Source organism: Halomonas mongoliensis, assembly GCF_052496345.1.
On record NZ_CP199288.1, the window covers coordinates 31,586 to 53,931 of the forward strand.

Genomic DNA, 22,346 nt, shown 5'->3' on the forward strand with positions numbered 1-22,346 from the left:
CATTACCATCACGCTAGGCGCCGCTGGGTGCCAGTCGCTCATCGACAAGGAGTCGTTCCATGATCAAGAAGACCTTCGCCATCGCGGCCATCGCCAGCCTGCTGGCCTCCCCCCTGGCCCTGGCCCAGGGCACCGAGGCCGGCGCTGCCACTCCCACCACCGGCGCACAAACCGGCGCCGCTGGCTCTGGTGCCGGGGCTGGTACGGGTGCCGCCGGCTCTGGCGCCGCTGGTACCGGTGCCGCTGCGGGCGGCGCTGCTGCCGGCGGCACCGCGGCCACCGGTGGCCTGGCCGGCCTGGCCGCCGCCACCGGCCTCTCGACTGCCGCTCTTGCCGGCATCGGCGTTGCCGCCGCCGTGGGCGTGGGCGTAGCGGTCAGTTCCAGCAGCTCCTCCTCAGGCACCAACTGAACGGACGACCTGCATGCCGCCAGACGCTTCACTGCCGGCCACGCAAAAGAGCCGCCCCCGGGCGGCTCTTTCACGTATGCGCCGCGCCCTTCCCCTCGCCGCCCTCCCCCTGCTGCTGGCCGGCTGCGCCAGCGGCGGCGTCTCACCGCTGGGCGATGCCCTGCTGGCCGTGCTGCCTGGGGGTGAACCGGATACCGAGCGCGCCGAGGGCATTCCCTATGCCAGCCTGGCGCTCGACGCCGGCGACCGCAGCGGCCTCGTGGTCATGGGCGCTCGCGCCGGCGATACCACTCTCTGGCCCACCGGCAACCGCGGCCTGATCACCCTCTACCGAGATGGCCTGCAGGCCACGGCCGGCCTGCCCCAAGACCTGCTCGAGACGCGCTACCGGCCCGCGGCAGGCGCCGCCATGGCAGAGGCTCCGGGGCGGGACGCCGAGGCGGACTATGTGCCTTGGCAGGGTGCAGCACCCGCCGACTTCTCCCTGTCGCGCAGCTGGCAGGAGGCCGACGGCGGCGTGACCCGGCTGTCGGCCAGGGGCCGGCTTGACTGCCATGCGCCAGTGCCCCGCGACCTGCCCCTGGCCAGTCTTCCCCTTCAGCGCTGCGAGCAGCGCCTGGCCTGGGAAGACGGCAGCGTGACCACCGGCACCCTGTGGCGCGACCCCGAGTCATACCGCCTATGGGCCGTGAAAGAGACGCCCTGGCCCGGTGGGCCAGTGATCGACTGGGAGGTAGCGCGACCATGGTGGTAACCGCTGCGAGTCTGAAGGGCTGGCTGGCGGCCGCCCTGCTGGCCGGGCCGCTGCTTGCGGCCTCGGCGGCCCAGGCCCAGGTGCCCGCCCCCCCCTCCACGCTGGCCGAAGCCTGGATGGCGCAGCTGGAGCGCGAGAACGCGCCGGTCGCCTGGAGCCACAGCGTCGCCCTGCGTCGGGATAGCGCGGCGCGCCTGCCCGAGCGCCGCGCGCGGCTGGTCGAGGAGCTCACCACCCTGGTGGTCAGCGCCCGGGTGGCCGGCAAGGCGCCCCTGGCCGCCGGGCTCTCCGCCTGGGCCGAGACGCTGGCGGCCGACGACCCTCTGGCAGGCCGCACCCCCGGGCGCTTCGACCTGCCGTGGCTGGGCGCCAACCTGCGCCATGACCCGCCGCTGGCCGCCCTGGCCGACTGGGGGCTCTGTGCGGTGCCCGACTGGGTGGAGGTGTGGAGCCTGGCCGGCGTGACGCGCCTCCCCTGGCGCCCCGGCCTGAGCCTGACCCAGCTGATGAGCGAGCTGCCCCGAGAAGCCAGGGCGCGCGCCGACCACGCCGCCGTGATCGACCCGCTGGGCCAGGTCCGCCAACTGGGCATCGCTGCCTGGAACCGCGAGGAAAGCTCCCTGGCGCCGGGCAGCCGCGTCATGGTGCAGCTGCCCGGCGCCCAGGGGCTGAGCGGCGCCCTCCCCTTTCCCGGCACGACGGTGGAGAGCGACCTGATCAATGAGCGACTCCCCGCCTACCTGGCGACGCGCCTCCCGGGCGACGACTGCACGCTGCAAGGCAAGGGTGAAGACGAATGAGCAGAACCAAAGCCCCCTTTGGGGTCAGACCCCAAAATCGACTTAAGGGTCTGACCCCGTGTGCGCTGCTGCTGGCCACGGCGGCGGCACCCGCCTCCGCGGCCGGCCTGGCCGGCGAGCTGGGCGCGGGTCAGGGCGACTTCGGCGGCGTGGGCATCATGCAGACGCCGACGGCGCGGATGGCGCCCGAGGGCACCATGAGCGTGAGCTGGAGCCGCACTCAGCCCTACCGGCGCTACAACGTCTTCTTCCAGCCCACCGCCTGGTTCGAGGGGGGCTTTCGCTATGTGGAGGTGGAGAACCGCGAGTTCGCGGCGGCCGGCGACGGGCGCCCCAACCTCGACAAGGGCTTCGATATGAAGCTGCGCCTGCTGGAGGAGACCCGCTACTGGCCGCAGCTCGCCCTGGGCTTTCGCGACGTGGGCGGCACCACCCTGTTCGGCGGTGAGTACCTGGCGGCGAGCAAGCGCTGGCACGACCTGGACTTCACCCTGGGGCTGGGGTGGGGCTATCTGGGCAACCAGAGCGACGTGACCTCCCCCTTCGGCTGGGTGGCGGGGCGCTTCGACGAGCGGCCGCGCCGGGCCGGGGGCGATCAGGGCGGCGAGTTCGCCCTGGATGCGCTCTTCCGCGGGCCCATGGCGCTGTTCGGCGGCGTGGAGTGGCAGACCCCCTGGGAGCCGCTGCTGCTGCAGCTGGAGGTGGAGGGCAACGACTACGCCAATGAACCCCAGAGCAATAACCAGGAGCAGGAGAGCCGGGTGAACCTGGGGGCGCGCCTGGCGCTCACCGACAACCTGGAGCTCCGGGCCGGCTGGCAGCGCGGCAATACCGCCATGGCCGGGGTGACCTACAACATCGATCTCGCCGGGCTGCGCCAGGTCAAGAACGACCCGCCGCCGATGCCCATCGACGCCCCGCCCCGGGAGAGCTGGGCCGAGGTGGCCGATGCGCTCGAGCAGAACGCCGGCATGCGCGTTGCGAGCATCCGCCAGGAGGGCCGCGACCTGAGGGTGACGGCGGAGCCGCTGACCTTCCGCCATCTGCCTCAGAGCGAGGGGCGCGCCGGCCGGATCCTGCATGCCCAGGCCGATCCCGAGATCGAGACCTTCCGCTTCCACTGGCAGGAGCGCGGCCTACCCCTGCGCGAGGATGTCCACGACCGCGAGGCCTTCGTGGCGGCGGCGCGTTCCGCCGAGAACGAGATGACCCATCGCCACGGCGTCTACGCTCATGCGCGGCTGGAGCCGGGCGGCGGCGAGCGCGGCGAAACGCTGCACCTCGCTGACCCGCGCCGCTTCGAGTGGGGCCTGGGGCCGCGGCTGGACCAGAACTTCGGCGGCCCGGACGGCTACCTCTATCGCGTGATGGCGGCGCTGGACGCCGAGTACCGCACCGACGCCAACGGCTGGTTCTCCGCCGAGGTCACCGCCACGCTCCTCGACAACCTGGACAACTACGAGTACATCGCCGACTCCGACCTGCCGCGGGTGCGCACCTTTATCGGCGACTACCTGAGCGAGTCCAGCGTAGGCATCGAGAACCTGCAGTACACCCGCACCGCCCACCTGGGGGGGAGCTGGTACGCCATGGGCTACGGCGGCCTGCTGGAGATGATGTTCGCCGGCGCCGGGGGCGAGCTGCTCTACCGCCCCTTCGACTCGCCGATCGCCCTCGGCGCCGACCTCAACTGGGTGCGCCAGCGCGACTTCAACCAGGGTTTCGACCTGCGCGACTACGACACCTGGACGGGGCACCTGAGCGCCTACGTGGAGACCGGCATCGAGGACGTGCTGGCCAAGGTCAGCGCCGGGCGCTACCTCGCCGGGGACTATGGCGCCACCCTGGATCTGTCGCGGGAGTTCGACTCCGGCGTGCGCATCGGCGCCTGGGGCACCTGGACCGACGCCGGCGACGACTTCGGCGAGGGCGGCTTCGACAAGGGGCTCTACCTCACCATGCCGCTGGACGCCTTCTTCACGCGCTCCAGCCGCGACCGGGCCGACATCGCCTGGCAGCCGCTGACCCGCGACGGCGGCGCCCGGCTCGAGCGTCAGTATGAGCTCTACGACCTGACTCGCGAGCGCCGCCTTGATGGGTATTGGGAGGCGTATCCCAGGACCTGGGAGTGAGGGCACCTTCCCCCGTAGGAGCCCGATTTATCGGCGAACAGCGGCAGACGCAGGGGCCCGGCGCATTGGCAACAACACCGCCCATCGCGCAGGATCTGCGCTCCTACGGGGGCCGCTGCGCCGCCTTTCGCCCGGCGGAGCCGGCCTCCCACTACCCTCCGGCAAGCGCTGGTGGCAACGGCAATCGCGCAGAATCTGCGCTCCTACAGATGGCGCCTTCCCCCGTAGGAGCCCGATTTATCGGCGATCATTAGAAGGCGGCGATTTCGTCGGCGGTGAGTTCGCGCCATTCGCCTTCGGGCAGGTCGCCGAGGCTCAGGGGGCCGATGGATTCGCGGTGCAGGGCAACCACATGGTTGCCGACGGCGGCGAACATCCGCTTCACCTGGTGGTACTTGCCCTCATAGAGGGTGAGTTCGGCGACGTTCGGCTCGCGCATGGCGAGCTCCGCCGGGCGGGTGGGGCTCTCCTCACCGTCGAGCAGCACCCCCTCGGCAAAGGCCTCGACAACGCGCGCCAGGGCCTCCCCCGCAAGCGGCTCATCCAGGGTGACCCGGTAGACCTTGCCACAGCGGTGCTTCGGGGAGGTGACCCGGTGGGACCACTGGCCGTCGTCGGTGAGCAGCACCAGGCCGGTGGTGTCCACGTCCAGGCGGCCCACCGGCTGCAGCCGCTCCACCTTGGGCAGCTCGATCAGGTCGATGGCCCGCGGGTAGAGGGTGCGCCTGGCGGTGCACTCCACCCCGGCGGGCTTGTGCAGCATCAGGTAGCGCAGCCCCACCAGCGCCAGGGGCTCGTCGTGCCAGGTGACGCGGTTGGCCTCGCCGACCTGGGTGGCGGGGTTCTTGATCACTTCCCCATCGACCCGGACTTCGCCGCGGTGCAGCGCCTTCTTGGCCAGGCTGCGGGTGAGTTCGGTGGTCTCGGAAAGAAAACGGTCCAGGCGCATCAGAAGCCGACTCCGTCGGAAAGGGTGAAGTGGTCGGCGTCGCGCCAGGCGGGAAACTTCTCGCGGAAGGCCCTGAGCTCGTCGAGCGAGAGGGTGCCGGTCTTCACGAAGGCGCTGCCCTCGGGCTCGTCGATCAGCGCCTCCCCCTTGGCATCGATCAGCATGGAATCGCCGGCATAGGGCAGCCCCTTGGCGTCCTCGCCGACGCGATTCACGCCGATCACCGGGCAGAGGTTCTCGATGGCCCGGGCCTGGAGCAGGATGCGCCAGGGGTGGCGACGCGGCGCCGGCCAGTTGGCCACGCAGAGCAGGGCGTCGTACTCGAAGTGCTCGTCCGGGGCGGGCTGCTGGCGCAGCCAGACCGGGAAGCGCAGGTCATAGCAGACGCTGAGCAGGATCCGGAAGCCCTTGAGCTCGACGATCACCCGCTCGTGACCCATGGCGTAGCGCTCGTGTTCGCCGGCCATGCGGAAGAGGTGGCGCTTGTCGTAGGTGGCAAGCGAGCCGTCCGGGCGCGCCCACACCAGGCGGTTGACGTAGTCGCCATCCTCCACTATCGCCACGCTGCCGGTGACCACGCAGCCGCGCTGCCAGGCCTGGTCGCGCAGCCAGGCCACCGTGCGGCTCTCCGCCATGGGTTCGGCCATCTCCCGGGAGTTCATGGTGAAGCCGGTGGCGAACATCTCCGGCAGCACGATCAGGTCGGTATCCGCCTGGCCGAGCTCGCCCAGGGTCTCTTCCAGCATCCGGCAGTTGGCCTCGGGATCTTCCCAGCGCAGGTCGCACTGCACCAGGGTGGTTCTCAGCTCGCTCATCGGGGGCTCCCTTCTTCCTGTGGTCGGCGCTCGGGCCCAGCCTAGCCCAGGCCGGGCGGGGCGTCATCCGCGCCGCGCGGATGGCGGCGAAACCGATAGCCTGCTAGTTTACCCGCTTCGCCCACTCGGTTCTTCCGCCTTTCGAGCCTAGCCATGTCGACCCGCACCTCCGCCGCCCCCGCCGCCTCCCCCGAGAGCCGCCCCGCCCAGGGCGTCGCCTTCGGCCTGACCGCCTACGTCATGTGGGGCTGCTTCCCGCTCTTCTTCGCGCTCTTCGACGGGGTGCCGGCCTTCGAGATCCTGATCCACCGGATCCTCTGGTCCTGCCTCTTCCTGGCGGGGCTGGTCACCCTGCTGGGGCGCTGGGCGCCGATCCGCGAGGCGCTGGCCCACCCCCGGGAGCTCGGCCGGGTGCTGGGCTGCGCCCTGCTGATCGCCTTCAACTGGGGGCTCTACATCTACTCGGTGGAGACCCGCCAGGTGCTGCAGGCGAGCCTCGGCTACTTCATGACGCCGCTGGTCAACGTGGCGCTGGGGATGCTGGTGCTGCGCGAGACCATGCACCGCCTGCAGGCGGTGGCCGTGGGGCTCGCCGCCGCCGCCATCCTGATCCAGCTGGTGATGCTCGGCCAGCTGCCCTGGATCAGCCTGGCGCTGGCCTTCTCCTTCGGCACCTATGGCCTGCTGCGCAAGCAGGTGCCCCTGGACGGCCTCTCGGGGCTCTTCGTGGAGACCCTGCTGCTGCTCCCCCTGGGGCTTCTGGCGCTCGGCTGGCTGGTGCAGGTCGACCTCTCCCACTTCCTGGGCGATAGCCGCACCACCCTGCTGCTGATCGCCAGCGGCGTGATCACCGCCCTGCCCCTGCTCGCCTTCGCCGGGGCCGCCCGGCGGCTGCGCCTGGCGACCCTGGGCTTTCTGATGTACATCAACCCCAGCATCCAGTTCCTGATCGCCCTCGCGGTATTCGGCGAGCCGCTCTCCGCGGTGGAGCTTGGCACCTTCGCGCTGATCTGGACGGGTCTGGCGCTCTACTCCTGGTCCGCCTGGCAGGGGCGAGTGAGGGCGGCGGCCTAGGAGGCACCGCCCCGGAGCCCTGCGGGCTCCCTTCGCCGAGCGGAGCTCAGCTCCTACCCGTCAGATCAGCGCTGGCTAGCGGCCAGGGCCTGGTCGAGATCGGCGAGGATGTCGTCGATATGCTCGATGCCGATGGAGAGGCGCACCATATCGGCGGTGACCCCGGCCCGGGCGAGCTCCTCGTCGTTGAGCTGACGGTGGGTGGTGGCGGCGGGAATCGAGGAGCAGCTCTTGGCGTCGCCGATATTGACCAGGCGCAGGATCATCCCCAGGGCGTCGTAGAAGCGCGCGCCGGCCTCGCGGCCGCCCTTGATGCCGAAGCTGAGAATCCCGGAAGCGTGGCCGCCCATGTACTTCTGGGCCAGGGCGTGGTCCTTGTGGCTCTCGAGGCCGGCGTACTGTACCCAGGTCACGGCGTCGTGCCCCTGCAGGTACTCGGCGACCCGCTGGGCGTTGTCGCAGATGCGCTCGATGCGCAGCGCCAGGGTCTCGAGGCCCTGCAGCAGCTGCCAGGCCGCCTGGGCGGAGAGCGCCGCCCCCATGTTGCGCAGCGGCACCACCCGGGCCCGGCCGATAAAGGCCGCCGCGCCGAGATCCCGCGTATAGCAGACCCCGTGGTAGGAGACGTCCGGCTGGTTGAGCAGCGGGAAGCGCTCGGCGTGCTCCGCCCAGGGGAACTTGCCGGAGTCGACGATCACCCCGCCCACGGTGGTGCCGTGGCCGCCGATGTACTTGGTGGCGGAGTGAATCACGATATCGGCGCCGTGCTCGATGGGACGCCACAGGAAGGGGGTGGGCACGGTGTTGTCGACGATCACCGGCACGCCGTGGCGATGGGCCAGCTCGCACAGCGCCTCCAGATCCACCACGCCGCCGGAGGGGTTGCCGACGCTCTCGCAGAAGACCGCCTTGGTGCGGGCATCGATCAGCCCCTCGAGGCCGGCCAGGTCGTCCTTGTCGGCGAAGCGCACCTCGATGCCCTGGCGCGGCAGGGTGTGGGCGAAGAGGTTGTAGGTGCCGCCGTAGAGCTCGCTGATGGAGACGATGTTATCGCCCGCCTCGGCGATGGTCTGGATGGCGTAGGTGATCGCCGCCATGCCCGAGGCCACGGCGAGCCCGGCGATGCCGCCCTCAAGCGCCGCCACCCGCTGCTCCAGCACCGCGCAGGTGGGGTTCATGATCCGCGAGTAGATGTTGCCCTCGACCTTGAGGTCGAAGAGGTCGGCGGCGTGCTGGGCGCTGTCGAAGGAGAAGGAGGTGGTCTGGTGGATGGGCACCGCCACCGAGTGCTGGTCGTCGGGGGCGTAGCCGTGGTGCAGGGCGATGGTTTCGCGTTTCATGGGCTGTCGATGTCCTTGTGGTTGCCGCTGTGGTGAAAGAAGAACTATTTCACCAGATGCTAACCAACTCTGAACGCCACCACTAATATCGTTTAGTCTCTAGGGATATTCCCACGGCGAAAGAAGAACGGATGCTCAAGCGCTACCTGCCGATCCTGGCCTGGCTGCCCCACTACCACCGCCGCCTGCTCGGCGCCGACCTGCTGGCCGGGGTCATCGTCACCGTGATGGTGATCCCTCAGTCCCTGGCCTATGCGCTGCTCGCCGGCCTGCCCGCCGTGGTGGGGCTCTACGCCAGCATCCTGCCGGCGGTGCTCTACGCCCTGCTGGGCACCAGCCGCACCCTGGCGGTGGGGCCGGTGGCGATCATTGCCCTGATGACCGGCGCCGCCCTCTCCGGGGTGGCCACCCCGGGCACGCCGGAGTACCTCCAGGCGGCCCTCGTGCTCTCGCTGCTCTCCGGCCTGATGCTCGCCGCCATGGGCCTGCTGCGCCTGGGCTTCTTCACCAACTTCCTGAGCCACCCGGTGATCGCCGGCTTTCTCTCCGCCTCGGGGCTCCTGATCGCCGCCAGCCAGATCGGGCACCTGCTGGGCCTCGAGGCGAGCGGCTACACCGCCACCACCCTGGTGGCCAACCTGGTCGGCCAGCTGGGGCAGGTGCACTGGCCCACCCTGGCGCTGGGGGGCGGCACCCTGGGCTTTCTGCTCGCCAGCCGCCGCCACGCCAGGGGGCTGCTCCGGCGCCTGGGGCTGGCCGACGCCAGCGCCGCCCTGCTGGCCCGGGCCGCCCCGGTGCTGGCCGTGGCGGTCACCACCGGGCTCAGCTGGCAGCTGGGACTCGCCGAGCGGGGCGTGGCGGTGATCGGCGCGGTGCCGAGCGGGCTACCGCCGCTGACCCTGCCGGGCTTCGACGGCTCGCTCTGGTATGCGCTGCTGATCCCGGCGCTCCTGATCAGCGTGGTGGGCTTCGTGGAGTCGATCTCCATGGCCCAGATGCTGGCGGCGCGGCGGCGCCAGCGCATCTCCCCCAACCAGGAGCTGGTGGGCCTGGGCGGCGCCAACCTGGCCGCCGCCTTCACCGCCGGCATGCCGGTGACCGGCGGGCTGTCGCGCACCGTGGTCAGCGACGAGGCCGGCGCCCAGACCCCCATGGCCGGGCTCTTCACGGCGCTCGGCATCGGCCTGGTGACGCTGGCCTTCACCCCGCTGCTCTACCACCTGCCCATCGCCACCCTGGCGGCCACCATCACCGTGGCCGCCCTGACCCTGGTGGACATTCCCATGATCCGCCAGACCTGGCGCTACTCCCGGGCCGACTTCTCGGCCATGGCGGTGACCATCGTCCTGACCCTGGTGGAGGGGGCCGAGGCCGGCATCATCAGCGGCGTGCTCCTCTCCATTGCCCTCTTCCTCTACCGCACCAGCCGCCCCCACAGCGCCATCGTGGGGCTGATCCCCGACAGCGAGCACTTTCGCAGCGTGACCCGCCACGAGGTGGAGACCCTGAGCCACGTGGCCTTCCTGCGCATCGACGAGAGCCTCTACTTCGCCAACGCCCGCTACCTGGAGGACACCGTCCATGAACTCGTGGCGCGCCGACCGGGGCTCGAGCACGTGGTGCTGATCTGCTCGGCGGTCAACCTGATCGACGCCTCGGCCCTCGAGAGCCTGGACGCCATCAACGCCCGCCTGAAGGAGTCCGGGGTGACCCTGCACCTGGCCGAGGTGAAGGGCCCGGTGATGGACCGGCTCAAGCGCAGCGACTTCCTCGACGACATCACCGGCCGCGTCTTTCTCAGCACCTACGCCGCCTGGCAGGCCCTAGGCAAGCCCCCGGAATAGACGCCGGAGCAGAGACCCCGGGGGCATACATTGCTGTAGGTATCCGCTAGGATAGCCCCATGCCCGACGCTTCACGGACGTCGCCCCCGGGAGAAGGAAACGCCTGACCATGGCCTCGACAGACGCCCCTGCCGGCCGCCTCGAGCTCGATGACGGCCGGCTGCTGATCACCGGCAGCTGGACCCTGACGCACCACGCGGCGCTCAGGGAGCAGCTGCGCCGCCACGCCGCCAGCGACTGGACGACGGCCGACCTCGCCGGCATCGAGGGCCTGGACACCGCCGGCGCGCGCCTGCTGGTGGAGCTGCTGGGTGCCGAACGCCTCGCGGAGGTCGCCGACTGGGCGCCGGACCTACCCGCGTCTCGCCAGGCGCTGCTCGAGACCGTGGCCCGGGTGCTGCGCGAGCCGCTGGCCCCCGAGCCGCCGCACGGCTCGCCGCTCACCGACTGGCTGGTGGCGCTCGGCGAGCGGGTGCTGGCCCTGTGGCGCCAGCAGCGCATGCTGCTCGCCTTTATCGGCCTGACCCTGACCAGCCTCGCCGCCAACCTGCTGCGCCCCTGGCGCTGGCGGGTCACCGCCCTGGTAGCCCATGTCCACCAGACCGGGCTCAACGCCGTGCCCATCGTGGCCCTGCTCACCTTCCTGGTGGGGGCGGTGGTGGCCTTCCTCGGCGCCACCGTGCTGCGCGACTTCGGCGCCACCATCTTCACCGTCAACCTGGTGGCCTTCGCCTTCCTGCGCGAGTTCGGCGTGCTGCTGGCCGCCATCCTGCTGGCCGGGCGCACCGCCAGCGCCTTCACCGCCCAGATCGGCTCCATGAAGGCCAACGAGGAGATCGACGCCATCCGCGCCCTGGGCCTCGACCCGGTGGAGCTCCTGGTGCTGCCGCGGCTGCTGGCCATGATGGTGATCCTGCCGATCCTGACCTTTATCGGCATGCTCTGCGGCATCCTCGGCGGCGCCCTGGTGTGCATCTTCATGCTCGATATCTCGGCCACCCAGTTCCTGCTCATCCTGCAGCGCGACATTCCCCTCAACCACTTCCTGGTGGGGCTGGGCAAGGCGCCGGTGTTCGCCTTCCTGATCGCGGTGATCGGCTGCCTGGAGGGCTTCAAGGTGAGCGGCAGCGCCCAGTCGGTGGGCGAGCACACCACCTCGAGCGTGGTGCAGTCGATCTTCATGGTGATCCTGCTCGACGCCGTGGCCGCGCTCTTCTTTATGGAGATGGGGTGGTGATGGCGAATGCAGGCGTCGAGACCGAGCCGGTCATCCGGGTGCGGGGGCTGGCCAACCGCTTCGGCAGCCACGTGGTCCACGAGGATCTCGACCTGGATATCCGCCGCGGCGAGATCCTCGGCGTGGTGGGCGGCTCCGGCACCGGCAAGTCGGTGCTGCTCAGGAGCATCGTGGGCCTCAAGCGCCCCGACGCGGGCCGGGTGGAGCTGTTCGGCGAGGACCTCTCCGCCCTGCCCGCCCGCCGGCGCTCCGAGATGGAGCGCCGCTTCGGCGTGCTCTTCCAGCGCGGGGCGCTCTTCTCGTCGCTCAACCTCCAGGAGAACGTGGCCCTGCCGCTGATCGAGCATGCCGGTCTCGCCCGGCCGGACGCCGAGGACCTGGCGCGCATGAAGCTGGCCCTGGCGGGGCTTCCTCGCCACGCCGCCCTCAAGATGCCCTCGGAGCTCTCCGGCGGCATGGTCAAGCGCGCCGCCCTGGCCCGGGCCCTGGCCCTGGACCCCGAGGTGCTCTTCCTCGATGAACCCACCGCCGGCCTCGACCCCATCGGCGCCGCCGACTTCGACCGGCTGATCATGACCCTGCGCGACGCCCTGGGGCTCAGCGTCTTCCTGGTCACCCACGACCTGGATACGCTCTATACCGCCTGCGACCGGGTCGCCGTGCTCTCCCAGCGCCGAGTGCTGGTCGCCGACCGCCTGCCGGTGGTGGAGGCCAGCGACGATGCCTGGATAAGAGACTACTTTCACGGCCCCCGGGGGCGGGCGGCCTCCCGGGCCGCCGAGAACGCCGCGCCCGCCGGCGGCCAGGCCACGGACATGGAGACACCCTGATGGAAACCCGCGCCCACCACCTGGTGATCGGCCTCTTTACCGTCGTCGCCGTCGTCGCGGCCCTGGGCTTCGCCCTCTGGCTCGGCAAGTCCGCCACCGACCGCGAGGTGACCTTCTACGAGGTCGGCTTCGAAAGCCCCGTCGGGGGCCTTGCCACCGGCAATGCGGTGCTCTTCAGCGGCATCCGGGTCGGCGACGTGGCCGACCTGCGCCTGGACCCCGACGATCCGCGCCTGGTGCGCGCCCTGATCCGCATCGACGCCGATATTCCGGTGCGCGAGGACACCCGCGCCAGCCTCGCCCTGGCCAACGTGACCGGCAGCATGAACCTCACGCTGCGCGGTGGCAGCCCGGAGCGACCGCGCCTGCAGGGAAGCCGCGATGATCCGCCGCTGATCCTCGCCGAGCCGTCGGCGCTAGGCTCGCTGCTCGCCGACGGCGAGACCCTGATCGGCGGCCTGAATCAGCTGATCACCAGCGCCAACCGCCTGCTCTCCGAGGAGAACACCGACCGGGTCGATGCCATCCTCGCCAACCTGGAGCAGCTCAGCGACGACCTGGCCGCCCGCAGCGGCGAGCTCGGCGCCGTGGTGGAGATCGCCGATCGCCTGAGCGAGGAGGCCAGCGACCTGCTCCAGGCCCTGACCCGGCTGGGCACGAGCGCCGAGACCCTGGTGGACGGCGAGGGGCGCCGTGCCCTGGAGAGCGCCGGCCAGGCCATGGGCAGCCTGGAGGCCATGACCCGGCGGCTGGAGACGCTGCTGGGCAACAACGAAGAGGCGCTGGGCCGCGGCATGCAGGGGCTCGGCGATCTCGGCCCGACCATTCGCGAGCTGCGCAACACCCTGGGCAACCTGGGCCGCATCACCCGCCGCCTGGAGGAGAGCCCCGCCGACTTCCTGCTGGGCCGCGAACCGATCGAGGAGTTCACGCCATGATCCCATACCGTCATCCGGCCCTGCGCGGCCTGCTCCTGCTGGCGCTGGCGTGGGGCCTCGCCGCCTGCACCCTGCTGCCGGAGAGCGAGCCCACCCGCCTCTACCTGCTGCCCACGACGACGCTAGACCCGGCCCAGGGCCCCGCCCTGGCCACGCGCCTGCGGGTGGAGACGCCCCACGCCCCGGCGAGCCTTGCGGGGCCGCGCATCCTGGTGATGCCGGAGCCCCACCGCCTGCAGGCCTATGCCGGCGCCCGCTGGGCCGAGCGCATCCCGCTGCTGCTGCGCGACCGCCTGGTGAAGGGGCTGGGCGACCGCGGTCAGCTGCGCGCCCAGGACGACAACAGCCCCCTGGCCGCGGACGTGGCCCTGGTCGGCGACCTGCGCGCCTTCCACAGCGAGTATGTCGATGGCGTGCCGGAGGTGGTGATCCGCCTGGATGCCGCCCTGGTGGACGAGCGCAGCCGGGAGCTGCTGGGGGAGCGCCGCTTCGTGATCCGCGAGCCGAGCACGGGCACCGCCCTGGAGCCGGTGGTGGAAGCCTTCGGCCGCGCGGCGGACAGGCTGACGATAGCGCTCAGCGACTGGAGCGCCGCCACTCTGGGTGATTAAGGCAGAGCGATCGTAATTGCCACAGCCTCGAGCGAGGCCCGGGATTACCTTAGGCCAGGCGGAGCCTAGGGCAAATAGCGATATTCCGCTATCATGCCGACAAAAGGGCATCAAGGCAGACGACATGGACAGCACCACTCCCCGCCAGAACCTCGGCATCAGCGCCTATCACTGGCTCAAGAAGGACATCACTCGCGGGGTCTTCCGGCCCGGGGAGAAGCTGCTGATGAGCCGGCTCAAGGAGCGCTACGACCTCGGCGTGGGCCCGCTGCGCGAGGCGCTCTCCCAGCTGGTCGCCGAGCGGCTGGTGGTGGCCATCAGCCAGCGCGGCTACCGGGTGGCGCCCATGTCCCTGGCGGAGCTCGAGGACCTCTATGACGCCCGGGCCCAGCTCGAGGGGCTGGTGCTGAAGCTCGCCATCGAGCGCGGCGACGACGCCTGGGAGGCCGAGATCCTGGCCACCGCCCATACCCTTGCCAAGGTGATGGAGGTGAAGAGCCCCGACGACCTGCTCGACGTCTGGGACGCTCGCCACAAGGCCTTTCATACCGCCATCGCCAGCGGCTGCCGCTCCCCCCACCTGCTGCAGGTGCGCGAGAGCCTCTTCGATCAGGTGGAGCGCTACCGCCATCTGTGGCTGCGGGAGACGGTCTTCTCCGAGGCGGCCCTCGAGCGCAAGCGCCAGGAGCACGCGGCCCTGGTGGAGGTGATCCTGGCCAGGGACGTGGAGCGCGCCAGCGAGATGATGCGCGAGCACCTGATGACCCCGGTGCCGATCATCACCGAGGTGATGCAGCGCCAGGGCTAGGCTAGGCTAGTCATGGATAGAGCGATAGAGCGACAGAGCGACAGAGCCTGGATCGCCCGCGCCCCTGCCTCAGCCGGCCAGCTTGAGGCCCACCAGGCCGGCCAAGATCAGCACCAGGCTGAGCAGGCGCAGCGGCGAGGCGCTGTCGCCGTAGATCAGGATGCCCAGCAGCACGGTGCCCACCGCACCGATGCCCACCCAGACCGCATAGGCGGTGCCCACCGGCAGCACCTTCATGGCCTGGGCCAGCAGGTAGAAGCTCGCCACCATGGCGATCACGGTCAGCACGCTCGGAATCGGCCGGGTAAAGCCGGCGGAGGCCTTGAGCCCCAGGGCCCAGGCGACCTCCAGCAGGCCGGCCACGGCCACAAGAATCCACGCCATCTCGATGATGTCCTTTCCAGGCGAGGCCGTCCCCGCTGCGCAGGCGCGCACCGGGTCGTCCCGGGCGCTTGGTTCAATGCTCTGTTCGAGCCGGGCATGCTAGCACCCGGGGCGAGGAGTTCAAGGGGCCGCACCCGCTGTCACCCTGCCGTCATCTCGGGATGGCAGGCTCAACGTAAGGAAGCGTGACAGGATAAAACATCCGTTTTATCCTGAGGAAAACACCCCGCCCGAGGATGGGCCTGTTGGAGACGACGAGATGCCTCACCTGCTGAGATTTTCCCGCGATCTGGAAGCCCGCCTCGAGACCCTGGCCGAGACCACCGGCCTGAGCAAGAGCGAACTGATCACCCGCTGCGTCGAGGGCGGCATCACCGCCCTGGAGACCCAGCTGCTGCCTACCGACAGCCAGGCCCCGACCGAGCGCAGCATCGACCAGGTGCTGCGGGAGAGCGGCCTGGGCGCTTGACGCCTTCGCCCTGAGTCCTCTCTAGCGGGCGAGTGCGGTGTGAAAGCGGCGCAGCTCGCCCAGCGCCTGCTCGCCCGAGCTTGCTACCAGCCACACCTCCTGCCCCGGCAGGCACTGGGCCAGCCGCGAGGCGGAAAGCGGCGTCAGCGCCCCCAGCCGCGGATAGCCGCCGATCGTCTGGCGGTCGTTGAGCAGCGCGATGGGCTGGCCGTCCGGCGGCACCTGCACGGCCCCGAGGCCAATGCCCTCCGAGACCAGCGAAGCGATGCGGCACTGCAGCCGCGGCCCGGTCAGCCTCACCCCCATGCGGTCGGCGCGGTCATCCACCCGCCAGGCCGAGTTGAAGGCCCGATAGAGGCTCTGGCCGGTGAAGTCGCCGATCTGGGCGCCGGGCAGCAGCGCAAGCCTGGCCGGAGCGCGATAGTCGAGGCGCGCCTCGGCGGGGGCCGCCGCCGGCGAGTGCGCCCCGGGAGCGGGCTCCCCCACCGTCAGGCGATCCCCTTCGGCAAGCCGGCTGCCGCGCCCGTCGAAGCCGCCCAGCCCCTCGCGCACCACGCAGGCCACGCTGCCCAGCACCGGCTCGGCGACGAAGCCCCCGGCCACCGCCAGGTAGGCGCGCAGGCCGTTGGCCGGCGCGGCGAAGACCAGCCGCTGCCCCTCCTTGCAGGTGACGCGCTGCCATAGCGGCAGCGGCTCGCCATCCAGGGTGGCGCCCAGGTCGGCGCCGGCCACGGCGAGCGTCAGGTCGCGCTCGGCGACCAGGGCCAGGCCGCCGAAGGTGACCTCCAGCGCCGGCGTGCCCCAGGGGTTGCCCGCCAGGCGGTTGGCCCAGGCCCAGCCGTGGAGATCGGCCGGGCCGCCCTGGGTGACGCCCAGGCGGCGCACACCGAAGCGCCCGGCATCCTGCAGCAGCGCCAAGGGGCCGGCACGCTCGACGCGAAATCCGATAACGGTATATTGATTCATGGCGCCTCCATGGGCGCGATATCGCCCCCCAGGGACTCGAAGGTCGCCCGGTCCACGGGCACGAAGCGCACCCGGTCGCCCACCCGGAGCAGGCTGAAGCCCTCCCGGTCGCGATCGAAGAGCCGCGCCGCGGTGCGCCCCAGCAGGTTCCAGCCCCCCGGCGTCACCGCCGGATAGGCGGCGGTCTGGCGCCCGGCGATGGCCACGCTGTTGACCGGCACCCGCTTCCGGGGCGTGTCGAGCCGCGGCACCTCCAGGCGCTCGTCGAGCAGCCCCATGAAGGCGAAGCCGGGGGCGAAGCCCAGGGCGAAGACCCGGTAGTCGCGGCCGGCGTGGCAGGCGACCACCTCCTCCACGCTCATGCCGGCATGGCGGGCCACTCGGGGAAGGTCCGGCCCCACGCTCGGGTCATACCAGGTGGGCAGCTCGTGGAGCTCGCCGGCCTCGGCCTGGTCGTCCGGGGCCAGCCCGGCCAGCAGGGCCTGCAGGCGGCCGCGGGCCTCCTCGGGGGCGAGCCTGAGCGGGTCGAAGAGCACCAGCAGGGTGGTATAGGAGGGCACCAGGTCCACAAGCGCCTCGCCGAAGGCCGCCTCGCAGTCACGGCTCAGGGCGGTGATCCAGGCCAGGTTCTGCTCGTCGATGCGCTCGAAGAGCCGCACCATCCAGCCGTCCAGGCCGGCGGACTCCAGCCGCGGCAGGCGCGCGCCCTCCCCCCTCATGATCCCGCGCTCCGCTCGCCGAGGGCCTGGCGGATCGCCCTCACCGCGGCGATGGACTCGGGGTTGTCGCCGTGCACGCAGAGGGTGTCGGCGGCAAGCACCAGTTCGCTGCCGTCGCTTGCCGTGAGCGGCCGGCCGCTGGCGATGCGCACCGCCTGGTCGACGATCACCGCCTGGTCGTGGTGCACCGCGCCCATTTCGCGGCGGGAGACCAGGCGCCCCTCGCCGTCGTAGGCGCGGTCGGCGAAGGCCTCGAACCAGAGGGTGACGCCCTCGGCCTCGGCCAGGGCCCGGGCCGCCGAGGTGTCGCGGGTGGCCATGGTCATCAGGGGCAGCGCCGGGTCGAAGGCGAGTATCGCCCGCATCACCGCGGCCATGATCTCGGGGTCCCGGGCCATGTCGTTATAGAGGGCGCCGTGGGGCTTCACATAGCTCACCTGCATGCCCTCGGCCCGGCACATGCCATCGAGCGCTCCGAGCTGGTAGAGCACCAGGTTCTCCACCTCCTCGGCGCTGCAGGCCAGGGAGCGGCGCCCGAAGCCGACCAGATCCGGATAGGCCGGGTGGGCGCCGACGCGCACCCCGTGCTTCCTGGCCAGGCGCACCGTCATGCGGATCACGTCCGGGTCCGAGGCGTGGAAGCCGCAGGCCACGTTGGCCAGATCCACGTGGGGCATCACCTCGTGGTCGAGCCCCATGACCCAGGGGCCGTAGCTCTCCCCCATGTCGGCGTTGAGCAGCAGCGTCTTCATGGCGCCTCCCCGTTGCTGTGAATTCGACGTGAATTTATCAACGTTTTTACGACAACACATCATCTATTAGTCTACATAGCGTTGACCAATCGCCGGCAGCATCTCTAACCTTCATCGCGAACGGCCGCTATGCTGACAGGGATGCCAGACGGGCCAACGGCCCTGCCACAGGCCTCAACTCGACTCGACAACAACTTCCTTCAGCCGAGGATTCACCATGACAACCGGTTTCTCCCGCCTCCCCCATGTCACCCTGGCCGCTGCGCTCGGCGCCGGCCTCGCCACCTTCAGCGTCTCGGCCCAGGCCGCCACCAGCTGGGACATGCCGACCCCCTACGGCGACCGCACCTTTCATACCGTGAACATCCGCGAGTTCGCCGATGACGTTCGCGAACGCACCGATGGGGAGCTGGACATCACCGTCCACTCCAACAACTCCCTGATCGGCCACGCCGAGATCAAGAACTCGGTGCGTCGCGGCATCGTGCCCATCGGCGAGCTGATCATGTCGCGGCTGGCCAACGAGAACGCCATCTACGAGGTCGACTCCGTCCCCTACCTCGCCGCCAGCTACGAGGAGGCCTGGGCGCTGTGGGAGGCCTCTCGCGACATCATCGCCGAGGAGCTGGCCAAGCAGCAGCTGCGCATCCTATTCGCCGTGCCCTGGCCGCCCCAGGGCATCTATACCAACAGCCTGGTGGAAGAGCCGAGCGACCTGCGCAACCTCAGCATGCGCGCCTACAACACCGCCAGCGAGCGCCTCGCCCAGCTGACCGGCGCCGTGCCGACCCAGGTCGAGGTGTCCGACATTCCCACCGCCTTCAGCACCGGCCGCGTTTCGGCCATGGTGACCTCGCCGGCCACCGGCGCCGACACCAAGGCCTGGGACTACCTCTCGCACTTCAACCATGCCCAGCTGTGGCTGCCCAAGAACATGGTCATCGTCAGCGAGCGCGCCTTCTCGCGCCTCGACGAGGCCACCCAGCAGGCCGTGCTCGAGGCCGCCGAGGCCGCCGAAGCGCGCGGCTGGGAGATGAGCCGCCAGGAGACCGACGACGCCCTGGCCGTGCTGGAGGAGAACGGCATTCACGTCAGCACCCCGACTCCCGCGCTGGATGAGCTGCTGCGCGACGTCGGCGCCACCATGACCGAGGAGTGGGCCGAGCGCGCCGGCGCCCAGGGTGCCGCCATCCTCGAGGCCTACGAGGCCCTCCGGGAGTAATCCTGGCCGAGCGCCCCGGCCGATGCCGGGGCGCCACTCGACCACCACGAGACCCCTCCTATGCGCTATCGACTCCGCCCCCTCTATACCCTTGGCGGCTACCTCGCCGCCGCCTCCCTGACCCTTATCTGCGCCCTGATCACCGCCCAGATCGTCGGCCGCCTGATCGACCGCGCCGCCGTGGCCCTGGGCGGCGACCGCATCGGCCTGGCCATTCCCGGGCTCTCGGAGATCTCCGGCTTCCTGCTGGTGGGCGCCAGCTTCCTCGGCCTCGCCTATACCTTCGTGCACGGCGGGCATATCCGCGTGACCCTGCTGATCGGCCGACTCTCCCCGGCCCCCCGCGCCTGGGTCGAGGTGTTCTGCCTCAGCATAGCCCTGGCGCTTTGCCTCTACCTGGCCTGGAACCTCTACTGGCTGCTGGACGACAGCATCACCTTCAACGAGACCTCCTATGGCCTGCTGCGCATTCCGCTGTGGATCCCGCAGAGCGCCATGCTGGCCGGCGTCCTGCTGTTCTGCCTGGCGCTCATCGAGGCCTGGCTGCATACCCTGAGCGTCGCGGTGACCCGCCCCAACACCTTCACCATCAACGACAGCGGCCACGAGTGAGCCCCGGAGACCCCACATGCTCCTGATGATGATCATCCTCTTCGCGGCCCTGCTGATGCTGCTCGGCAGCGGCGTCTGGGTCGCCTTCTCGCTGCTCGGGCTCGGCTGGCTCGGGCTCTCCCAGTTCACCTCCATCCCCACCGGGGATGTCATGGCCTCCAACATCTGGGGCTCCAGCTACAGCTGGGAGCTGACCGCCCTGCCGATGTTCATCTGGATGGGCGAGATCCTCTTTCGCTCGCGGCTGGCCGACGACATGTTCACCGGCCTCTCCCCCTGGATGCAGCGCATCCCCGGGCGCCTGCTGCACACCAACGTGGTGGGCTGCGGCCTGTTCGCCGCGGTCTCGGGCTCCTCGGCGGCCACCTGCGCCACCATGGGCAAGATGACCATCCCCGAACTGACCCGCCGCGGCTATGACGAGCGCCTGGTGATCGGCACCCTGGCGGGCTCCGCCACCCTGGGGCTGCTGATTCCGCCGTCGATCATCCTGATCGTCTTCGCGGTGGCCACCGACCAGTCCATCGCGCGCCTCTTCATGGCCGGGGTCTTCCCGGGCCTGATGCTGATCTCGCTGTTCGCGCTCTACCTGATGGTCTGGGCCTGGCGCTATCCGGACCGCGTGCCCGCGGCCGACGCGCGCCTGCCCCTGGGCGAGAAGCTGCGCCGCGCCCGCCGGCTGCTGCCCATGCTGGCCCTGATCGTGGGCGTGATCGGGTCGATCTATACCGGCCTGGCCTCCCCCACCGAGGCCGCCGCCGTCGGCGTGGTGCTGTCGCTGATCCTCGCCAGGGTGCAGGGCAACATGGACCTGGCCGTGTTCCGCGACGCCGTGCTGGGCGCCGTGCGCACCTCCACCATGATCGCCTTCATCCTGGCCGGCGCCGCCTTCCTCACCGCCGCCATGGGCTTTACCGGCCTGCCCCGGGAGCTGGCCGCCTGGATCGGCACCATGGAGCTCTCCCCCTGGATGCTGCTGGCCGCCCTGACGGTGTTCTTCATCATCCTGGGCTGCTTCCTGGACGGCATCTCGGTGGTGGTGCTGACCACCTCCATCATGCTGCCCATGGTGGAAGCGGCGGGCATCGACCTGATATGGTTCGGCATCTATCTGGTGATCGTGGTGGAGATGTCGCAGATCACGCCCCCGGTCGGCTTCAACCTCTTCGTGCTGCAGGGGATGACGGGCAAGGACCTCTTGAGCATCGCCTGGGCGGCCATGCCCTTCTTCTTCCTGATGATGCTGGGCGTGGTGCTGATCTCCATCTTCCCGGAAATCGTCACCTTCCTGCCCGAAGCCATGAGTGGACGCCGATGACCGATACACCCGCTCGCGACAGGGGCCGCTCACGCGGCCCCATCGTCTCCTCCGAGCACCTCTCCCACCGCGCCATGGAGCAGTCCGAGTTCGAGTTCGGCCTGATCATCGCCTCCAACGCCTTCAACCGCTGGATGGTGCGCTGCATGACGGCCACCGGCTACCCGGAGCTCGGCCCCCTGGACGTGCTGGTGGTGCACAGCGTCAACCACCGCAAGCGCGCCAAGCGGCTCGCCGATATCTGCCTGGTGCTCAACGTGGAGGACTCCCATACCGTGACCTATGCGCTGAAGAAGCTCGCCAAGCTGGAGCTGGTGGCCAGCGAGAAGCACGGCAAGGAGACCTTCTTTCGCACCACGGAGAAGGGGCGCGAGGCCTGCCAGCGCTACGCCGAGATCCGCGAGGACTGCCTGGTGGAGTCGCTCTCCTCCCTGGGCATCGAGGGGGAGGAGATGAGCCGCCTGGCCGGCATGCTGCGCGCCATGTCCGGGCTCTACGACCAGGCCGCTCGCTCCGCCGCCTCGCTCTAGGGGCGCTGGGGACCGGGGGGCGGCGAGGGGTAGAGCCGCCGGGCGCGCCAGCGGCTGATGGCAAACAGCAGCATGCTGACGGCGACCGAGGCGACAAGCGACAGCACGAAGACCGCTCCCCAGGGCAGCCGCCCCACCGTCAGATAGCTCACGCTGCAGAAGGCGATCAGGCTCAGCATGCCGCGCTGGGTCATGCTCACCGTCATCCTCGCCACCTCGGCCCCGTAGCGCTCGTGCAGGGTCCAGGCGATGGTGAGGATCCCCGCCGGGAAGCCCAGCAGGATACCGGAGAGCAGCGGCCCGGCCTGGGCCCCAAGGGTCGTGGCCAGGCTGACCAGGAGCCCCGCCAGCAGCCCCCGCAGCACCAGGTCGAGCCAGCCGGCCCGGGCCAGCACCACCGGCTGGTCCAGGTGCAGGGCGCGGTTGACCCGCTCGGCCCCACCCAGCGCCACCAGGTAGGCCAGCACCGCCACCCCGAGCCCGCCGGGAATGCCGCTGAAGAGCAGCGCCGCCGGCACCCAGCAGAGGATCGAAAGCCCGAGGCTGCGCAGCGCCGAGAGTCGCCCCGCCACCAGCACGAAGCAGACGGTGAAGAGCAGCGTCGCCACCAGGGCATGGAGGGTGGCCAGCACCGCATCGCGCACGAAGGGAGGCGCCTGCTCCTGGAGCATGAAGAAGTAGCCAGGGCCCAGGATCACCGGCATGCCGGCGAGGATCCCGCCGAGGCGGGGACCCAGCCGCCCCACCGCCAGGGCCACGCCGACCACAATGGCGGCGGTGGCCACCAGCTTGAGCAGCAGTACCTCGATCATATTGCGGCGGACTCTCCGTC

At 70.5% G+C, this 22,346-nt stretch carries 24 protein-coding genes; 16 read left to right on the top strand and 8 right to left on the bottom strand.

The genetic code is table 11. The features are described from left to right. The first annotated feature begins 59 nt into the window (after positions 1-59). From ACRYRV_RS00145 to ACRYRV_RS00160, 4 genes are all read left to right on the top strand, one after another. Positions 60-410, top strand: coding sequence for a hypothetical protein (locus tag ACRYRV_RS00145; RefSeq protein WP_309636897.1), 351 nt, complete (start codon positions 60-62; stop codon positions 408-410). A 76-nt stretch (positions 411-486) separates the two neighbouring features. Further along, on the top strand, positions 487-1,164 hold the full coding sequence (locus tag ACRYRV_RS00150) for a hypothetical protein (protein ID WP_309636898.1): 678 nt from the start codon (positions 487-489) through the stop codon (positions 1,162-1,164). Next, a complete protein-coding gene (locus ACRYRV_RS00155) occupies positions 1,155-1,964 on the top strand; it encodes a capsule biosynthesis GfcC family protein (RefSeq protein WP_444988982.1) in 810 nt (269 codons plus the stop codon). The genes ACRYRV_RS00150 and ACRYRV_RS00155 overlap by 10 nt, the downstream gene beginning before the upstream one ends. Next, on the top strand, positions 1,961-4,096 hold the full coding sequence (locus tag ACRYRV_RS00160; RefSeq protein WP_444988984.1) for a YjbH domain-containing protein: 2,136 nt from the start codon (positions 1,961-1,963) through the stop codon (positions 4,094-4,096). Before ACRYRV_RS00155 ends, ACRYRV_RS00160 begins: the two co-directional genes overlap by 4 nt. A 250-nt stretch (positions 4,097-4,346) precedes the next feature. Here the strand turns inward: ACRYRV_RS00160 and ACRYRV_RS00165 are convergent, their stop codons facing one another. Both ACRYRV_RS00165 and ACRYRV_RS00170 read right to left on the bottom strand, forming a co-directional pair. Further along, positions 4,347-5,045, bottom strand: a complete 699-nt coding sequence (locus ACRYRV_RS00165) for a pseudouridine synthase (RefSeq protein WP_444988986.1) — start codon at positions 5,043-5,045, stop codon at positions 4,347-4,349. Continuing rightward, entirely contained in the window at positions 5,045-5,860 is an 816-nt protein-coding gene (locus ACRYRV_RS00170; protein WP_444988988.1) for an amidohydrolase, read from the bottom strand. Before ACRYRV_RS00170 ends, ACRYRV_RS00165 begins: the two co-directional genes overlap by 1 nt. 153 nt (positions 5,861-6,013) lie before the next feature. Here ACRYRV_RS00170 and rarD point away from each other — a divergent pair, with 153 nt between their 5' ends. Then, positions 6,014-6,934 (top strand): EamA family transporter RarD, encoded by a 921-nt coding sequence (rarD, locus tag ACRYRV_RS00175; protein ID WP_444988990.1) that lies wholly within the window; start codon positions 6,014-6,016, stop codon positions 6,932-6,934. A 65-nt stretch (positions 6,935-6,999) separates the two neighbouring features. Here rarD and ACRYRV_RS00180 read toward each other — a convergent pair whose 3' ends face one another. Next, complete coding sequence (locus ACRYRV_RS00180) at positions 7,000-8,274, bottom strand: O-acetylhomoserine aminocarboxypropyltransferase/cysteine synthase family protein (protein ID WP_309636904.1); 1,275 nt, start codon at positions 8,272-8,274, stop codon at positions 7,000-7,002. Between the two features lie 131 nt (positions 8,275-8,405). On the opposite strand from ACRYRV_RS00180, the gene ACRYRV_RS00185 reads away from it, so the two are divergent. The 6 genes from ACRYRV_RS00185 to csiR all read left to right on the top strand — a co-directional run bounded on the left by ACRYRV_RS00185 (position 8,406) and on the right by csiR (position 14,542). Then, positions 8,406-10,118 (top strand): SulP family inorganic anion transporter, encoded by a 1,713-nt coding sequence (locus tag ACRYRV_RS00185; protein WP_444988992.1) that lies wholly within the window; start codon positions 8,406-8,408, stop codon positions 10,116-10,118. A 109-nt stretch (positions 10,119-10,227) separates the two neighbouring features. Further along, positions 10,228-11,355: an MlaE family lipid ABC transporter permease subunit gene (locus ACRYRV_RS00190; RefSeq protein ID WP_444988994.1), complete on the top strand. Its 1,128-nt coding sequence runs from the start codon at positions 10,228-10,230 to the stop codon at positions 11,353-11,355. After that, a complete protein-coding gene (locus tag ACRYRV_RS00195; RefSeq protein ID WP_444989546.1) occupies positions 11,355-12,185 on the top strand; it encodes an ABC transporter ATP-binding protein in 831 nt (276 codons plus the stop codon). Before ACRYRV_RS00190 ends, ACRYRV_RS00195 begins: the two co-directional genes overlap by 1 nt. Continuing rightward, positions 12,185-13,123, top strand: a complete 939-nt coding sequence (locus ACRYRV_RS00200) for an MlaD family protein (protein WP_253451491.1) — start codon at positions 12,185-12,187, stop codon at positions 13,121-13,123. The genes ACRYRV_RS00195 and ACRYRV_RS00200 overlap by 1 nt, the downstream gene beginning before the upstream one ends. After that, on the top strand, positions 13,120-13,734 hold the full coding sequence (locus tag ACRYRV_RS00205; RefSeq protein ID WP_444988997.1) for an ABC-type transport auxiliary lipoprotein family protein: 615 nt from the start codon (positions 13,120-13,122) through the stop codon (positions 13,732-13,734). The genes ACRYRV_RS00200 and ACRYRV_RS00205 overlap by 4 nt, the downstream gene beginning before the upstream one ends. A 124-nt stretch (positions 13,735-13,858) precedes the next feature. Beyond that, positions 13,859-14,542 (top strand): DNA-binding transcriptional regulator CsiR, encoded by a 684-nt coding sequence (csiR, locus tag ACRYRV_RS00210; protein ID WP_444988999.1) that lies wholly within the window; start codon positions 13,859-13,861, stop codon positions 14,540-14,542. A gap of 69 nt (positions 14,543-14,611) precedes the next feature. Here the strand turns inward: csiR and sugE are convergent, their stop codons facing one another. Beyond that, positions 14,612-14,926, bottom strand: a complete 315-nt coding sequence (gene sugE, locus ACRYRV_RS00215) for a quaternary ammonium compound efflux SMR transporter SugE (RefSeq protein WP_309636911.1) — start codon at positions 14,924-14,926, stop codon at positions 14,612-14,614. 259 nt (positions 14,927-15,185) lie between these two features. On the opposite strand from sugE, the gene ACRYRV_RS00220 reads away from it, so the two are divergent. Next, positions 15,186-15,395, top strand: a complete 210-nt coding sequence (locus ACRYRV_RS00220; protein WP_305501584.1) for a hypothetical protein — start codon at positions 15,186-15,188, stop codon at positions 15,393-15,395. A 21-nt stretch (positions 15,396-15,416) separates the two neighbouring features. On the opposite strand, the gene ACRYRV_RS00225 is transcribed toward ACRYRV_RS00220, so the two are convergent. Genes ACRYRV_RS00225 through ACRYRV_RS00235 form a run of 3 tightly spaced genes read right to left on the bottom strand, consistent with a single transcriptional unit; the run spans position 15,417 to position 17,832 of the window. Then, complete coding sequence (locus ACRYRV_RS00225) at positions 15,417-16,361, bottom strand: biotin-dependent carboxyltransferase family protein (protein ID WP_444989001.1); 945 nt, start codon at positions 16,359-16,361, stop codon at positions 15,417-15,419. After that, positions 16,358-17,080 (bottom strand): 5-oxoprolinase subunit PxpB, encoded by a 723-nt coding sequence (gene pxpB, locus ACRYRV_RS00230; RefSeq protein ID WP_444989003.1) that lies wholly within the window; start codon positions 17,078-17,080, stop codon positions 16,358-16,360. Before pxpB ends, ACRYRV_RS00225 begins: the two co-directional genes overlap by 4 nt. Continuing rightward, positions 17,077-17,832, bottom strand: a complete 756-nt coding sequence (locus ACRYRV_RS00235; RefSeq protein ID WP_444989005.1) for a 5-oxoprolinase subunit PxpA — start codon at positions 17,830-17,832, stop codon at positions 17,077-17,079. Before ACRYRV_RS00235 ends, pxpB begins: the two co-directional genes overlap by 4 nt. Before the next feature lie 217 nt (positions 17,833-18,049). Between ACRYRV_RS00235 and ACRYRV_RS00240 the strand changes: the two genes are divergently transcribed. Genes ACRYRV_RS00240 through ACRYRV_RS00255 form a run of 4 tightly spaced genes read left to right on the top strand, consistent with a single transcriptional unit; the run spans position 18,050 to position 21,514 of the window. Beyond that, complete coding sequence (locus ACRYRV_RS00240) at positions 18,050-19,054, top strand: TRAP transporter substrate-binding protein (protein WP_444989007.1); 1,005 nt, start codon at positions 18,050-18,052, stop codon at positions 19,052-19,054. Positions 19,055-19,114: 60 nt separating this feature from the next. Further along, complete coding sequence (locus ACRYRV_RS00245; RefSeq protein WP_444989009.1) at positions 19,115-19,666, top strand: TRAP transporter small permease; 552 nt, start codon at positions 19,115-19,117, stop codon at positions 19,664-19,666. Between the two features lie 16 nt (positions 19,667-19,682). Beyond that, complete coding sequence (locus ACRYRV_RS00250; protein ID WP_444989011.1) at positions 19,683-20,984, top strand: TRAP transporter large permease; 1,302 nt, start codon at positions 19,683-19,685, stop codon at positions 20,982-20,984. Beyond that, positions 20,981-21,514: a winged helix DNA-binding protein gene (locus ACRYRV_RS00255; RefSeq protein WP_444989013.1), complete on the top strand. Its 534-nt coding sequence runs from the start codon at positions 20,981-20,983 to the stop codon at positions 21,512-21,514. The genes ACRYRV_RS00250 and ACRYRV_RS00255 overlap by 4 nt, the downstream gene beginning before the upstream one ends. Here ACRYRV_RS00255 and ACRYRV_RS00260 read toward each other — a convergent pair. Further along, positions 21,511-22,326 carry a hypothetical protein gene (locus ACRYRV_RS00260; RefSeq protein WP_444989015.1) on the bottom strand — a complete coding sequence of 272 codons (816 nt, stop codon included), beginning with the start codon at positions 22,324-22,326 and terminating at the stop codon, positions 21,511-21,513. The genes ACRYRV_RS00255 and ACRYRV_RS00260 overlap by 4 nt on opposite strands. Positions 22,327-22,346: the final 20 nt, after the last annotated feature.

Excerpts from the sequence above, each read along its gene's own strand:
- ACRYRV_RS00225 (WP_444989001.1), bottom strand. The coding sequence starts at position 16,361 with ATGAATCAATATACCGTTATCGGATTTCGCGTCGAGCGTGCCGGCCCC.
- ACRYRV_RS00195 (WP_444989546.1), top strand. The coding sequence starts at position 11,355 with ATGGCGAATGCAGGCGTCGAGACCGAGCCGGTCATCCGGGTGCGGGGG.
- csiR (WP_444988999.1), top strand. The coding sequence starts at position 13,859 with ATGGACAGCACCACTCCCCGCCAGAACCTCGGCATCAGCGCCTATCAC.
- ACRYRV_RS00205 (WP_444988997.1), top strand. The coding sequence starts at position 13,120 with ATGATCCCATACCGTCATCCGGCCCTGCGCGGCCTGCTCCTGCTGGCG.
- ACRYRV_RS00235 (WP_444989005.1), bottom strand. The coding sequence starts at position 17,832 with ATGAAGACGCTGCTGCTCAACGCCGACATGGGGGAGAGCTACGGCCCC.
- ACRYRV_RS00250 (WP_444989011.1), top strand. The coding sequence starts at position 19,683 with ATGCTCCTGATGATGATCATCCTCTTCGCGGCCCTGCTGATGCTGCTC.
- ACRYRV_RS00155 (WP_444988982.1), top strand. The coding sequence starts at position 1,155 with ATGGTGGTAACCGCTGCGAGTCTGAAGGGCTGGCTGGCGGCCGCCCTG.
- ACRYRV_RS00220 (WP_305501584.1), top strand. The coding sequence starts at position 15,186 with ATGCCTCACCTGCTGAGATTTTCCCGCGATCTGGAAGCCCGCCTCGAG.
- ACRYRV_RS00185 (WP_444988992.1), top strand. The coding sequence starts at position 8,406 with ATGCTCAAGCGCTACCTGCCGATCCTGGCCTGGCTGCCCCACTACCAC.
- ACRYRV_RS00165 (WP_444988986.1), bottom strand. The coding sequence starts at position 5,045 with ATGCGCCTGGACCGTTTTCTTTCCGAGACCACCGAACTCACCCGCAGC.
- ACRYRV_RS00145 (WP_309636897.1), top strand. The coding sequence starts at position 60 with ATGATCAAGAAGACCTTCGCCATCGCGGCCATCGCCAGCCTGCTGGCC.
- ACRYRV_RS00170 (WP_444988988.1), bottom strand. The coding sequence starts at position 5,860 with ATGAGCGAGCTGAGAACCACCCTGGTGCAGTGCGACCTGCGCTGGGAA.
- ACRYRV_RS00260 (WP_444989015.1), bottom strand. The coding sequence starts at position 22,326 with ATGATCGAGGTACTGCTGCTCAAGCTGGTGGCCACCGCCGCCATTGTG.
- ACRYRV_RS00180 (WP_309636904.1), bottom strand. The coding sequence starts at position 8,274 with ATGAAACGCGAAACCATCGCCCTGCACCACGGCTACGCCCCCGACGAC.
- ACRYRV_RS00160 (WP_444988984.1), top strand. The coding sequence starts at position 1,961 with ATGAGCAGAACCAAAGCCCCCTTTGGGGTCAGACCCCAAAATCGACTT.
- ACRYRV_RS00240 (WP_444989007.1), top strand. The coding sequence starts at position 18,050 with ATGACAACCGGTTTCTCCCGCCTCCCCCATGTCACCCTGGCCGCTGCG.
- ACRYRV_RS00200 (WP_253451491.1), top strand. The coding sequence starts at position 12,185 with ATGGAAACCCGCGCCCACCACCTGGTGATCGGCCTCTTTACCGTCGTC.
- pxpB (WP_444989003.1), bottom strand. The coding sequence starts at position 17,080 with ATGAGGGGGGAGGGCGCGCGCCTGCCGCGGCTGGAGTCCGCCGGCCTG.
- rarD (WP_444988990.1), top strand. The coding sequence starts at position 6,014 with ATGTCGACCCGCACCTCCGCCGCCCCCGCCGCCTCCCCCGAGAGCCGC.
- ACRYRV_RS00255 (WP_444989013.1), top strand. The coding sequence starts at position 20,981 with ATGACCGATACACCCGCTCGCGACAGGGGCCGCTCACGCGGCCCCATC.
- ACRYRV_RS00150 (WP_309636898.1), top strand. The coding sequence starts at position 487 with ATGCGCCGCGCCCTTCCCCTCGCCGCCCTCCCCCTGCTGCTGGCCGGC.
- sugE (WP_309636911.1), bottom strand. The coding sequence starts at position 14,926 with ATGGCGTGGATTCTTGTGGCCGTGGCCGGCCTGCTGGAGGTCGCCTGG.
- ACRYRV_RS00190 (WP_444988994.1), top strand. The coding sequence starts at position 10,228 with ATGGCCTCGACAGACGCCCCTGCCGGCCGCCTCGAGCTCGATGACGGC.
- ACRYRV_RS00245 (WP_444989009.1), top strand. The coding sequence starts at position 19,115 with ATGCGCTATCGACTCCGCCCCCTCTATACCCTTGGCGGCTACCTCGCC.